Below are 13,077 nucleotides of genomic sequence, written 5' to 3'. Positions count from 1 at the left end.
TGGCCGGGCAGGCGCCGCAGGGCCCAAAGCCGCTGTCGCCGGCGCAGCGAGTCGCCCCGTTGCTGGAGGGCATCCGCATCGAGCAACTGGACCTGCGCTATCAGCAGGCGATCCAGAGCGACTGCCTGCTGGAGTTCGAGCTGGGCCTGTTGCGCCACTGCGTGGAACGCCCGGACCAGTCGCAACAGCTGCTGGCCTGGGCCTTTGCCACATTCCACTGGCTCAGCGCCTGGCAGCGCCTGGAACTGCCGGAGTACCTGATCGATGCATTGCTGGAACAGTGCCAGGAAAAGCTCTTGCAGCCCCTGCAGGACGCCCTGACCCAGCGCGACGACCAGGCTCTGCTCCAGGCCTACGCGCAACGCCAGCAGCAGCCCTGGCTGAACAGCCTGGACCAGGGCCAGTGGTTCAACCTGCAACTGGTGGAGCTGCTGCTCAACAGCCCCTACTGGTCCAGCCCGGGGTTCGCCGCGGTGTGTGCCGGCCAGGGCTGGCACAACGGTGCGGACAACTCCTGTCCGGCGCTGGAATGGGAGCGCCTCAAAGCCCGTGACGAAGCACCGGTATTCATTGCCCGCCAGCAAGCCCTGGCCACCCAGGCGCCGGCCAGCCCGCAACAGCGCGCCGCCTACCTGCTGCTGGCGCCCATCAGTTTCACCCGCCGGCGCAACTTCGCCCGGCGCCTGCGCCCCGATGACTGGGCCTGCTGCCGCCAACTGAGCTCGCGGCTGCACGCCAATCACCCCGAGGTTTCGGCCGGCATGCCCGGCGGCACGCCGTTCTTCTGGCGCGAGTGGGAGTTCGCCTTCAACGCCTGGCCCAGGTACCTGGGCATTGTCCTCGCCTGCCTGGCGGGGGCCGTGGCCCGTTATGCGCCGCAAGCCGGCAGCCTGGGGGAAATCATCGGCGTGACGCTGTTCTGGAGCACCGGTTTTGCCGGCGTCGGGGCCCTGCTGGGGTGGCTCTGGCAGCCTCTGGCTCACCGCCTCTGGGTACGCGACCAGGCACTCGGCGCGCGCCTGCCGCACTGGCTCGACCCGGACCGTGAGGTGCTGATCCTGCGCGACCTGCTGCCGGCCCTGCTGATCAGCAGTGCCCTGGGATATTTCTGCGGCCCGGTCAGCGCCGCCACTTACCTGGCCGTGCTGCTGGGGGTGGCGAGCCTGCGGCGCCGCGAACTCAAGGCCCAGGCTTCCTGGGAAAAACCCGCTCCCTGGCGCCGACGGCTGTTGATCGGCCTGGGCTGCATGGTGCTGGTGGCAGGCCTGGGCAGCCTCCAGCTGATCACCAGCCAGCGCACGCTCAACCCCAACCAGGGCCTGCAGCCATGGAGCGAACGCCTGTGCGCGCGCATGCCCGCCAATGCCGAGGGCTGCGCGGCCCCGGCCACCGCCCGCCAGTGGTACGGCCAGGAGGGGCAGCCATGAACCCCAATTGGTTGCTGCCCATCGGCCTGGTTCTGGGGTTGACGCTGGTCGGCCTGGCCGGGGCCAGCAAGCCCCTGGGGCGCCTCGACCTGTGGCTGGACCACCAGGACAGCCCGAGCACCGCCCAGGCCAATGCCCTGGCGCCGATCGTCAATTGCATGAACCAGGTGGATGTGCCCTGGCGCCTGGCCCACCAGGCCTTCATGGCCGAGGGTGCGCCCCGGGCCAAGGCGCCCGAAGCCTACGACCTGTATGCCTACAGCCACCAGGACATCGACGCGCTGTACCGCCTCAACTGCCCCGGCAGGATCACCGACAAGTTGCAGGTCCTGGCCCCGGACAGCCCTTTGCTCCCCGCCACCGTGCGCTATCTGCAAGTGCTCGGGCCCTTCGCGGCCCTGACCAAGGATTCCTTCATGCGCAAAATGGGCATCGGGCGGCCCCTGACCGAGGCGCAACTGGATGAATTTGCCCGCCAACTGGCGCAACAGAGCGAGGCTTACCTGGAAGCTTCCAATGCCGTGCGCCGGCTGCTCCCTGCCCTGGATATCGAACCGCGCAGCCAGCAACTGCTGCGCCTGGAGCAGCGCCTGGGGCGCAATGCCCACTGGGCATTGCTCGATTACATGATCCAGGCCCGCAGCACCGTGGAGTTTGTCGAGGCAGGCGTACGCCAGCAAAGCCTGACCCCGGACCAACTGGCGCAGGTCACCCGGCAGTTGCGCCAGACCTGGGACGCTCGGCAGCAGTACCTGAAAACAGGCCAGCCGGACAAGAACACCGAGCAGGTGCTGTACCTCTGGCAACTGATCGCCCAGCCCGGCGAACAGTACCTCAAGGCCCTGGACACCCTGCACCGCGACTGGCAGCAACATGCCGAGCCGCAACGCCTGAGCGACGACTACCACGCAGTGACCCAGGGGTATGACCAGATGCTCTACCACTACAACAAACTGGCGCGCAGCCAGTACTGAAACCGAACGATGGCCGCGGCACCTTTCAAGATGCCGCGGCCATCAACGGTCGGTCACTTTTTCTTCAGTTGCAGGTAGGACTGGTGCATGTCATAGGCCCAGCCGTCGATGACGTTCTTCACGTCGCTGGCCTGCATCACCTGGGTGTCGTTTTCCAGGGGCTTGCCGGTGCCTTTACGGACCACTTCGGCAATCACCGCGTGGGTGCTGCCATCCAGGAACGCCGCCTCGGTGGCCAGGGTGGTTTCCTGGTCGCGGATGCCACTGGCGGTGCTCACCGCCGCCGCCACCAGGGCCACGGGAATGATTTCATAGGGCTTCAGGCCCTCGGTCTTGCTGGTGACTGCGGTAATCGCCGCGCGCACCACGATCACCCCCGGGCCCGGGCCGGTGGCCAGTGGCAGGGATTTGCTCACCTCGCGCTGCAGTGCCTGGTCGTAGTAACGGGTGATGGCGGTCAGGGTGCTCTGGGGGATCTTCGCCGTCGGCTGCGGCTGCGGGTAGAACTGGGTCGGTTCGATGTACACGCTGCTGTAGTTGCTCAGCTTGAGCTTGGGATCGATCCAGCGCATCACCTCCACGCCGGAGGGCGACTTGGCTTCCTTGAGCTGGCTGTAGTCGCTGAGAAACCCGGAGTACTCGTCAGGCTGGGGCACTTTGCTGGAACAGCCCACCATCCCGAGGGTGGCAAGGCACAGCGTGCTGAGGGTCAGAGCAAGCTTCATGTGTAACTCCTGTAGGTGCAGCAGCCAGGGACTGGCTAGGGGAAATTAAGGTATAGCCAAAAGCCGGCGCTTTGCCCCGCCGGCGCGGGTTGTTTGTCACGGCTTGCGGGCTGATTCACAGCCCGGATTTGACAGACCGGCAGCTGCCGTCAAAGCTCCATCGAGCCTGAGAGTGCCGATCAAGGCACCGCATTCTGGATACGGACGTCGCAATGCCCAAGCCGAAGAAGAATAACCCACGCCCGACACCCCCTGCTTCAACTGCACCTTCGCCCCACCGCTACCTGTTCCCCTTCGGCGCCCTGCTGTTGCTGCTGGTGCTCGGCGCTCTCGTCTGGTTCCTGCTGGCCGAACCGCCCCGGCTGGCGGCGCCGCAGGTGGCTGCGGCCCCGCCCCCCGCCCAGCCCAAGGCCGTGCCGGCGCTGCCGGCCGCCCAGTACGTCGATGAACAGGCCTGCCAGGGCTGCCACCAGGCCCAGGCCAGGGACTGGCAAGGCTCGCACCATCAACTGGCGATGCAGGAGGCCAACCCGCAGACGGTGCTGGGCAATTTCAATGAACAGCGTTTCAAGGCCGAAGGCGAAAGCACCCGGTTGTTTCGCCGCGGGGCCGAGTTCTGGGTCAACACCCCCGGCGCCGACGGCAGGCCCGCGGACTTCAAGGTGGCCTACACCTTCGGCATCGAGCCCTTGCAGCAATACCTGGTCGAGGTCGGCCAGGGACGCCTGCAAGCCATGGGCGTGGCCTGGGATACCCGCAAGCAGCAGTGGTTCCACCTGTATCCGGGCCAGGGCGTTAACTTCAAAAACCCGCTGCACTGGAGCAAGCCCAGCCAGAACGCCAACTTCATGTGTGTGGAATGCCACACCACCGGCTACCAGCGCAATTTCAGCACCAGCCAGGAACGTTTCGACAGCCACTGGAACAGCCTCGGCGTTGGCTGCCAGGCCTGTCACGGCCCGGCCTCCAACCACCTGCAGGCCACGGCCAGCAAGGCCACCCTGGCCAACGCCGGCTTCGCCGTGGACCTCAAGGCCGCAAGCGCCACCCAGGAGATCGAGACCTGCGCCCGCTGCCACGCGCGGCGCGCGCCCCTGGGCGACGGCTACCACGTCGGCCAGCGCCTGATGGATGACTACCTGCCCAGCGCCCTGACCCGGGAGCTGTACGCCCTGGACGGCAAGATCAAGGACGAGGTGTTCGAATACGGCTCCTTCGCCCAGAGCAAGATGTTCGACAAGGGGGTGCGCTGCAGCAATTGCCACAACCCCCACAGCACCCAGCTCAAGGCCCCGGGCAACGCCGTATGCCTGCAATGCCACAACCCCGCCGGCAAGAGCGCGGCAGCCGGCATTGACGGACGCGGCTTGCAGGCCAAGGATTACGATTCCCCCGAGCATCACCGGCACACCCCCGGCCAGCCCGGTGCGCAATGCGTGGACTGCCATATGCCGGGCAAGGTCTACATGGGCAATGACTATCGCCATGACCACAGCTTCAGCCTGCCCAACCCGCTGCGGGCGCAGAAGCTTGGCACGGCCGATGCCTGCCTGAGCTGCCACCAGGGGCAACAGGCCGGCGAACGCATCAGCCGGCAGTTCCAGTTATGGACCGCCAACAGCCCACCCCAGCCACCGCGCTACGACGACAGCCTGTGGTTGATCCGCGGCGGCCACCCAGGGGCAGCCCAGGCGTTGCAGGAACAACTGCAGCGCAGCGATCTGCCACCGATCCGGCGTGCCACCCTGCTGGCCGAGCTGGCCAACTATCCCAATGCCCAGGCACTGCAACTGGCTACCCAGGCCCTCGGGCATGCGGACCCCCAGGTGCGCGAAAGCGCGGTGCGAGCCACCAGCGCCCTGGTGCCGCCAGCCGAACGTGGCCCGCTGCTGGTGCCCCTGCTGCAAGACCCGGTCAAGGCCGTGCGGATCACCGCGGCTCGCGATCTGCTGGGCGCCGCGCGCAGTGGCCTGGGCCCGGCTCAAGGGGCCTGGGACAAAGCCCTTGGCGAATATGAAGCGGTGCAGTTGAGCCTCGTGGAGCGGGCCGAAGCCAACCTCAACCTGGCCATGCTCTACCAGGCCAGCGGGCGCGGTGCCGAGGTCGAACCCTACCTGCGCGCAGCCTTGCGCCGCGACAGCGACTTCTTCCCGGCCCTGGTGACCCTGGGACAGTGGCTGGAAGCCAATGGCCGCAGCCAGGAGGCGCAGCAACTGCTGGCCCAGGCCCTGCAACAGCACCCGGAGTCGGCGCTGCTGCAACACACCCGGGGCCTGAGCCTGATTCGTGGGGGCGACACTGCCCGGGCCATGGCCGCCTTGAAAAAGGCCGCCGAGCTGGAACCGCAGAATGCTCAGTACGCCTATGTGCTGGCAGTGGCCCTGCACGACAGTGGCCAGCAGGACGCTGCCAACCGTCAGTTGCAAGCCCTGCTGCAGCGCCAGCCGACCCAGCGCAATGCGCGCCTGAGCCTGATCCAGTACTACTTGGAGAGCGGCCAGGAACCCAAGGCCCAGGCCCTGATGCAGCAATGGAAGCAGCTCAACCCCGGGGACCCGGCGTTGCAATAGGTAGGGTGGCAAGGAAGGCTCGGTTACCCGAGCCCCCTAAAACCAATCAAACAAGATTAACTATCAATTTTAATCTATTGATTTTAAACGACTATTTATTCTAGAAATTACATTAACCAGCGCAACCGCGCGCCACCTTCAGCGCCGACGAAACAGCGGCCGCGGCTCGATCACCGAGCGGCCATACAGCACGCTCATCCCCGCCAACCCTTTGAGTGCGTCCAGCGCGCACTTGTCTTCACGCACGGCAAAGCTGTCGAAACCGCATTGGCGCATATGGCTCAACTGGTCGCGCAGCACATCGCCAATCGCTCGCAATTCGCCCATCCAGCCCAGGCGAGTGCGCAGCAGGTAGGCCTGGCTGTAACCCCGGCCATCACGAAAGCTGGGGAAGTCCACGGCGATCAGCGGGATCAGCTTGAGCCAGGGCTTGAGGCTTTCCACTTCGTCATCCGGGCCTATCCATACGCCGTCCCGGGCCGGGTGATGCTCGATGCGGCGCATCAGCCACAGGGCCAGGGGCAGAATCAGCGGCCCGTCCGGCAATGCGTCGTCGACCCCGCGCACCAGGCTCCAGGCATCGTCTTCCACCCGTTGGGCTTCGCCTTCGTGCAAACGCAGCAGGTTGTTCATGCCAGCGCCTCCACGGCCTTGGGATAGACCCGCTCCTTAAACGGCTCCAGGCCGATGCGCTGCAGGGTCTCGACGAAGGGTTCGTCGCTTTCCCGGTAGCGTACGAAGGTGGCGATGATGCGTTCGATCACCTCGGGGATTTCCTCGGCGCTGAAGGACGGGCCGATCACCTTGCCCAGGGCGCTGTCACGGCCCTTGGCCCCGCCCAGGGTGACCTGGAACCACTCGCTGCCGTTCTTGTCGACGCCGAGGATGCCGATATTGCCGATGTGGTGATGGCCGCAGGCGTTCATGCAGCCGGAAATGTTCAGGCTGATGTCCCCCAGGTCGTGGAGGTAGTCCAGGTCGTCGAAGCGCTGCTGGATGGCCAGGGTAATGGGGATCGAACGGGCGTTGGCCAAGGCGCAGAAGTCACCGCCCGGGCAGGCGATGATATCGGTCAGCAACCCGGCGTTGGCGGTCCCCAGGCCATGCTCGCAGGCCCGCTGCCAAAGCTCGAACAGGCGCGACTTGGGCACATCCGGCAGGACGATGTTCTGTTCGTGGGCAATGCGGATCTCGCCAAAGCCGTAGTCCTCGGACCAGTCGGCCACCGCTTCCATCTGCTGGCCGGTGACGTCACCGGGTGGCGAGGCCGGGCCCGGCTTGGTCGACAGCACCACGCAGGTGTAGCCCGGCACCTTGTGCGGGTGCACGTTGCGCGCCACCCAGCGAGCGAAGGCCGGGGACTCGGCCAGGTGGCTGCCGTACTCCAGGTCGGTGTCCGCCAGGCGCTCGTAGATCGGCGGCACAAAGGCGCTGGCCACCCGCTGGAATTCGTCCTCGGTGAGCTGCGCCGGGCCGTCTCTGAGGTGCTGCCACTCCTCCTCCACTTCCCTGGCGAAGGCCTCGATGCCCAGGGCCTTGACCAGGATCTTGATCCGCGCCTTGTACTTGTTGTCCCGCCGGCCGTAGCGGTTGTAGACCCGCAGCACCGCTTCGACATAGGACAGCAAGTGCTGCCAGGGCAGCCCGTCGCGGATCTGCAGGCCGAGGATCGGCGTGCGCCCCAGGCCGCCGCCGACTATCACCCGCAGGAGCATCTCGCCGTTGCGGGCACGGTAAAGATAGAGGCCGATGTCATGCATCATGATCGCCGCGCGGTCCTGCTTGGCCGAGCAGATGGCGATCTTGAACTTGCGCGGCAGGAACAGGAATTCCGGGTTGATGGTGGACCACTGGCGCAGGATCTCCGCCAGGGGGCGCGGGTCCAGGTATTCGTCGCCGGCCACCCCGGCAAAGGCTTCGGTGGTGATGTTGCGCACACAGTTGCCGGAAGTCTGGATGGCGTGCATCTCCACTTCGGCCAGGCGCTGCAGGATGTCCGGCACCTGGGCCAGCTCGATCCAGTTGAACTGCAGGTTCTGCCGAGTGGTGAAATGCCCGTAGCCGCGGTCGAAATCCCGGGCGATGCTGGCCAGGGTACGCATCTGCCGGGCGCTGAGGGTGCCGTAGGGAATCGCCACCCGCAGCATGTAGGCGTGCTTCTGCATATACAAGCCGTTCTGCAGGCGCAGGGGCAGGAACTCCTCCTCGCTCAGTTGGCCGCCCATGAAGCGCTCGACCTGGTCGCGAAACTGCGCCACCCGCTCAAGCACCAGGGCCCGGTCATAGTCGTCGTACTGATACATGTCCCTACCTCATCGAAGCTGATCGTGCTCTAAACGGCGCGTGTTGTGAGGGGGCGACTATGCGCGTACGGCGCAGAGCGTTACAGATTCAGGTAAAAACTAAAAAACCATATCAGCCAAGGCTGCACCACCGTAGGCATGAGGAAAATCTGATCCGTATTAATGTGGTTTTTCTGAGCCTGTTTTGTTTCCCCGCTGATTCCTACAGTGCACCCCGTGCCAGACCGGGTGGCCTGGCAAGACTTTGCAACCGTGGAAGCATTGACCATGAACTCAGCAACAATCGGACAGGCCTACAACTACAAGGTGGTTCGCCAATTCGTCGTCGCAACAGTGGTATGGGGCGTGATCGGCATGGCCATGGGGGTGTGGATTGCCTCGCAGCTGGTGTGGCCGGAGATGAACCTCGACCTGCCCTGGAGCACCTTCGGCCGGCTGCGGCCGCTGCACACCAGCCTTGTGATCTTCGGTTTCGCCGGCAGCGCGCAGTTCGCCGCCAGCTACTACGCGGTCCAGCGCACCTGCCAGGTGCGGCTGTACTCCGACACCCTGGCCGCCTTCACCTTCTGGGGCTGGCAGTCGGTGATCGTGATCATGCTGATCACCCTGCCCCTGGGCTACACCACCACCAAGGAATACGCCGAGATCGAATTCGCCGGCGCCGTGTGGATGGCGGTGGTCTGGGTCGCCTACGCGATTGTGTTCTTCACCACCGTGGTGCGGCGCAAGAGCCAGCACATCTACGTCGGCAACTGGTTCTTCGGCGCCTTCATCCTGGTGATCGCCATGCTCCACGTGGTCAACCACCTGTCGATCCCGGTGGACTGGTTCAAGTCCTACCCGGTGTATTCCGGGGCCACCGACGCCATGGTCCAGTGGTGGTACGGGCACAACGCCGTAGGCTTTTTCCTGACCACGGGCTTTCTCGGGATGATGTACTACTTCGTGCCCAAGCAAGTCGGGCGCCCGGTGTACTCCTATCGCCTGTCCATCGTGCACTTCTGGGCGCTGATCACCCTGTACATCTGGGCCGGCCCGCACCACCTGCACTACACCGCGCTGCCGGACTGGGCCCAGTCCCTGGGCATGGCCATGTCGCTGATCCTCCTGGCCCCGAGCTGGGGCGGCATGATCAACGGCATGATGACCCTCTCCGGGGCCTGGCATAAGCTGCGCACCGACCCGATCCTGCGCTTCCTGGTGCTGTCCCTGGCGTTCTACGGCATGTCCACCTTCGAGGGCCCGATGATGGCGATCAAGACCGTCAACGCCCTGTCCCACTACACCGACTGGACCATCGGCCACGTACACGCCGGTGCCCTGGGCTGGGTGGCGATGATCACCTTCGGGGCCATCTACCACATGGTGCCCAAGGTCTTCGGCCGCGAGCAGATGTACAGCGTGCCGCTGATCAACCTGCACTTCTGGCTCGCCACCATCGGCACCGTGCTGTACATCGCCTCGATGTGGGTCAATGGCATCACCCAGGGCCTGATGTGGCGCGCGGTGAACGAAGACGGCACCCTCACCTACTCCTTCGTCGAGGCCCTGGTGGCCAGCCATCCGGGGTTCGTGGTGCGTTTCGCCGGCGGCGTGTTCTTCCTCAGCGGCATGCTGCTGATGGCCTACAACACCTGGCGCACCGTGCGCGTTGCCGATGAGCGCCTGGCGCTGAGCGACGCCCGGATCGCCTGACCCACCTGCCCCACGCCGGCCCCCGTGGCCGGCGTGTTGCGTTTCAGGGAGCCTGAAAACCCATGGATATACTGCTCAACCTGCTGGGGGTGGCGTTTCTCTACCTCTGCATCGAGTACTGCCTGCGTCACCAGAGTGCCAAGAGCCTGGACGACGCCAGCCTGATCCCCTTCGCCGACGACCCCGACGTAGCCCGCCGGGTGGAGCTGGCCACGGGCAAGAAAATCAACGCCGTGGCGCCGGAGGAAGCCAAGCCGGGTTGGATAAACCTGGATATGTAGAGCGCTTTGGCTGGCAAGCCAGCGCCAGCAATCCCCTGTAGGAGCCGGCTTGCCGGCGAAGGGGCCAGCACGCCTCGCGCAATCCCGGGCATCGCTTTCGCTGGCAAGCCAGCTCCTACAGTGGGGGTATTGGCCGGGTCAGGCGCGCTCGCGGGGGATCAGGCTCTGCAACTGAGCGGCGAGGAAATTGCCGTCAAAGGCAAAGACGTCAGGGTCCTTCAAGCCGTTGGTCTTGCGCCATTGCCAGCCGCCCGAAGCCTCGCCGACCAGGGACACGCTGCCCAGCCGCGCCGCAGTCAGGCCGATCACCGCCAGGGAAATCTGCCCTTGGGGGCCCATCACATCCGGCACGAACTCCACCGGTTTGCCGGCGATATGGATGGTCAGCTTCTCGCTCTTGAAGGTCGAGACCTCCAGCGGCACCGCCGGGCTGAAGGCCACATAGGGCTCGCGTTGCAACGCCAGCAGGTCCGGCAGCAATACCGGCGCCAGCCAGTCTTCGATCTGCCCGAACAATTGATGAATGCGACGCGCCCAGACCACCGACTGGCTGTCGAACAGCTGCTTCTTGTGGGCTTCACTGGCCGCGTAGTGGCGCAGCATCTCGCCCAGTTGCTGGATATCGTCCATTGTGCTGTGTCCCTGGCTTCGACCTTTGAGAACAGCAGGTCGCCGGCCCTGAGCATGGCAGATGCCGGTGTCGGGCGTTGAGTTGTTTGCCCGCCGGCTCGCCGAGCCCTGTAGCTGCGCCCACCGATGATGATCCTGCGGGCCGCTGGCGACGATCACTGGCGAGGCGTTACCAGGGTATCCGCCGCTCGGCGCTGAAACTGCAGCCGGTACTGACGCGGCGTCAGGCCGATGGCTTGGCGCAAGGCGCTGCCCAGGTGGGACTGATGGGCAAAACCACAGTCCTGGGCAACCGCCGCCAGGGGCAGGTCCGTGTGCTCCAGCAGCCGCCGGGCCGCTTGCAGCCGCACCTCGGTGATCCAGGCATGGGGCGTGATGCCTACAGCACGACGAAAGTCGCGCAGCAGGCGCAGTTCGTTGTGGCCGTAGGTCAGGGCCAGTTGCGCCAGTGACAGGGGCCGGGCGTATTCATCGGCCATCTGTTGCAGCACCTGCCCCAAATCCGGGGCCGGGGCCGGGGCTGGCGCCGCACGACCGGGCTGGGCCAGCCCCAGAAACGCCAGCGCGCATTGCTCCAGGGCCAGCTCATCGGCCTCGGGCGCCAGCAGCAGGCGCCTGGCTTCGCGCCCCAGGGCCAGGGCGCGGGCATGCCCCGGGCTCTGCATCCGGCGCTGGCCAGGAACCAGCGGCGTCGCGCCCTGCCAGCGCAGCAGCAGGTATTCGCCGCCCATGGCGGATTCGGAAAACACCTCAATGCCTGCGGGCGTCAGGGCCAGGGTGCCGGGCCAGGTATCGAAATCCTCGCGGCGGTCGGAGTCGATGGCATGCACCCCGCGCTGGCGTTCCAGGGTCACCCCCAAGGTCTGCCACTGGGCCGGATCGCGGGCGCTGTAGGCCGCGGCCGGCAGCAGTTGCAGCAGCAGGCGGCCGTCCAGCAGGCGATGTTCGAGCACCTGGGGCATGTGAAATTTCCTGATAGATCGCCACCCGTGGCGGCGTGAAACTGAGGCTTACCCAACCGCACCACAGAGGAGTTGCCCATGCGCACCATCGGCCTGATCGGCGGCATGAGCTGGGAGTCCAGCGCCGAATACTATCGCCTGATCAATCAGCAGGTTCGCGATCGACTGGGGCCGCTGCGTTCAGCGCGGCTGTTAATGTACAGCGTCGACTTCGGGCCTGTCGAACAGGCCCAGCATGCCGGGCGCTGGGACGACGCGGCGGCGATCCTGGTGGAGGCAGCCCGGCGCCTGGAAGCCGGCGGCGCCGAATGCGTGGTGCTCTGCACCAACACCATGCACAAGGTCGCCGGGCAGATAGAGGCCGCCATTGGAGTGCCCTTTGTGCATATTGCCGACCCCGTGGTGCAGGCCGCCCAGGCAGCCGGCACCCTGAGCGTGGGGCTGCTGGGCACAGCCTTCACCATGGAGCAGGCGTTCCTCAAAGGCCGCCTGGAAGACCAGGGCCTGAAGGTGCTGGTGCCCGATGCAGCGCAGCGCCAGGCGGTGCACCGCATCATCTATGAGGAGCTGTGCGTGGGCGTTGTCAGCGAGAGCTCGCGGCGGCTGTACCAACACGTGATCGACGGGCTCCAGGCCCGTGGTGCCGAGGCGATCATCCTCGGCTGCACGGAAATCGGCCTGCTGCTCAAGCCCGAGCACAGCGCCCTGCCCCTGTTGGACACCACCGAATTGCATGCCCGGGCGGCGGTGGATTTCGCTTTGCTGGAGTGAACGTCAAGGCCCGCAGGGCCTTGCATGGCGATCGCCTGGATCCCTGCCTCTGCTGCGGAGCCGATCGTCCGAACGCGGCCCGAGCCTGCGGCAGCGGCTACACGAACCCGGTCTCAACGACGCAAGCGCGCCATGCTCAGCACATCGACATAACCGCCGTCGCGTACGGCGTAGTCGCGCAACTGGCCTTCGGTTTCGAAGCCGAACTTGAGGTACAGGCCGATGGCGGCCTGGTTGTCGGCATACACCGTCAACTCCACCCGGCGCAGGTTCATCCAGTTGTCGGCCACCTCCAGCACGGCCGCCAGCAGGCGGCTGCCGATGCCCTGGCGTTGCCAGGCCGGGGATACGCCCATGCCGATATCGGCGCAATGGGCCCGGCGCACCCGCGCCACCTGCAGCAGGCTGCAACTGCCGATCACCGCACCCTGGTGCAGGGCAACCAGGGGCACCAGCCCCTCGTTTTCCTGCCCCAGCCCGACGCGCTTGCGCCACAACTCGCGGGACTGGTAAGGCAGTTGCAGGGTCTGGGCCGCCACACTGGGTTCGCTGTACAGCGCCGTCAGGCCGTCGATATGAGCTTCGTTGCACCGCTCGATGACGATGGTGGGATGGGCGTTGGGCATGGCGAGGTCATCCTTGAAGTCGAAGTGGCCATCGAGTGTACGGGCATGCGCCTCTGGATGACGAGGGCAATGGTGCTCGTTCGCCGCCAAGGAACCGTCGCGCAGGCACACCC

The 13,077-nt window shown here is 65.8% G+C and carries 12 protein-coding genes; 6 read left to right on the top strand and 6 right to left on the bottom strand.

From position 1 onward, the window contains the following. Positions 1-1,427 (top strand): molecular chaperone DnaJ (locus F6S12_RS25675; RefSeq protein ID WP_315869453.1); only part of this gene is annotated, 1,427 nt, incomplete at its 5' end. Next, positions 1,424-2,401 (top strand): DUF3829 domain-containing protein, encoded by a 978-nt coding sequence (locus F6S12_RS25670; protein WP_019095210.1) that lies wholly within the window; start codon positions 1,424-1,426, stop codon positions 2,399-2,401. The genes F6S12_RS25675 and F6S12_RS25670, both read left to right, overlap by 4 nt. Positions 2,402-2,454: 53 nt before the next feature. Here the strand turns inward: F6S12_RS25670 and F6S12_RS25665 are convergent, their stop codons facing one another. After that, a complete protein-coding gene (locus F6S12_RS25665) occupies positions 2,455-3,126 on the bottom strand; it encodes a DUF3313 domain-containing protein (protein WP_011061129.1) in 672 nt (223 codons plus the stop codon). 212 nt (positions 3,127-3,338) lie between these two features. Here F6S12_RS25665 and F6S12_RS25660 point away from each other — a divergent pair, with 212 nt between their 5' ends. Continuing rightward, positions 3,339-5,696, top strand: a complete 2,358-nt coding sequence (locus F6S12_RS25660) for a tetratricopeptide repeat protein (RefSeq protein WP_053158309.1) — start codon at positions 3,339-3,341, stop codon at positions 5,694-5,696. A 138-nt stretch (positions 5,697-5,834) separates the two neighbouring features. Here F6S12_RS25660 and F6S12_RS25655 read toward each other — a convergent pair whose 3' ends face one another. Together F6S12_RS25655 and F6S12_RS25650 are read right to left on the bottom strand one after the other, a co-directional pair. Next, positions 5,835-6,329, bottom strand: coding sequence for a DUF934 domain-containing protein (locus tag F6S12_RS25655; protein ID WP_011061127.1), 495 nt, complete (start codon positions 6,327-6,329; stop codon positions 5,835-5,837). After that, positions 6,326-7,999 (bottom strand): nitrite/sulfite reductase, encoded by a 1,674-nt coding sequence (locus F6S12_RS25650; RefSeq protein WP_019095208.1) that lies wholly within the window; start codon positions 7,997-7,999, stop codon positions 6,326-6,328. Before F6S12_RS25650 ends, F6S12_RS25655 begins: the two co-directional genes overlap by 4 nt. 267 nt (positions 8,000-8,266) lie before the next feature. Between F6S12_RS25650 and ccoN the strand changes: the two genes are divergently transcribed. Together ccoN and F6S12_RS25640 are read left to right on the top strand one after the other, a co-directional pair. Then, a complete protein-coding gene (gene ccoN, locus F6S12_RS25645; RefSeq protein WP_011061125.1) occupies positions 8,267-9,694 on the top strand; it encodes a cytochrome-c oxidase, cbb3-type subunit I in 1,428 nt (475 codons plus the stop codon). A gap of 62 nt (positions 9,695-9,756) precedes the next feature. Next, positions 9,757-9,975, top strand: a complete 219-nt coding sequence (locus tag F6S12_RS25640; protein ID WP_011061124.1) for a hypothetical protein — start codon at positions 9,757-9,759, stop codon at positions 9,973-9,975. 138 nt (positions 9,976-10,113) lie between these two features. Here F6S12_RS25640 and F6S12_RS25635 read toward each other — a convergent pair whose 3' ends face one another. Then, complete coding sequence (locus F6S12_RS25635) at positions 10,114-10,605, bottom strand: hypothetical protein (RefSeq protein WP_015635490.1); 492 nt, start codon at positions 10,603-10,605, stop codon at positions 10,114-10,116. Positions 10,606-10,760: 155 nt separating this feature from the next. Next, positions 10,761-11,567 carry a helix-turn-helix transcriptional regulator gene (locus F6S12_RS25630; protein WP_315869452.1) on the bottom strand — a complete coding sequence of 269 codons (807 nt, stop codon included), beginning with the start codon at positions 11,565-11,567 and terminating at the stop codon, positions 10,761-10,763. A gap of 78 nt (positions 11,568-11,645) precedes the next feature. On the opposite strand from F6S12_RS25630, the gene F6S12_RS25625 reads away from it, so the two are divergent. Continuing rightward, positions 11,646-12,338 carry an aspartate/glutamate racemase family protein gene (locus tag F6S12_RS25625; RefSeq protein WP_011061121.1) on the top strand — a complete coding sequence of 231 codons (693 nt, stop codon included), beginning with the start codon at positions 11,646-11,648 and terminating at the stop codon, positions 12,336-12,338. A 113-nt stretch (positions 12,339-12,451) separates the two neighbouring features. On the opposite strand, the gene F6S12_RS25620 is transcribed toward F6S12_RS25625, so the two are convergent. Beyond that, complete coding sequence (locus F6S12_RS25620; RefSeq protein WP_183000136.1) at positions 12,452-12,964, bottom strand: GNAT family N-acetyltransferase; 513 nt, start codon at positions 12,962-12,964, stop codon at positions 12,452-12,454. Between the last annotated feature and the right edge of the window lie 113 nt (positions 12,965-13,077).

Origin of the sequence: Pseudomonas sp. JV245A (assembly GCF_032424515.1) — a bacterium.
Taxonomy (GTDB): Bacteria; Pseudomonadota; Gammaproteobacteria; order Pseudomonadales; family Pseudomonadaceae; genus Aquipseudomonas; species Aquipseudomonas protegens.
This window is presented reverse-complemented; position numbering and strand designations above follow the sequence as displayed.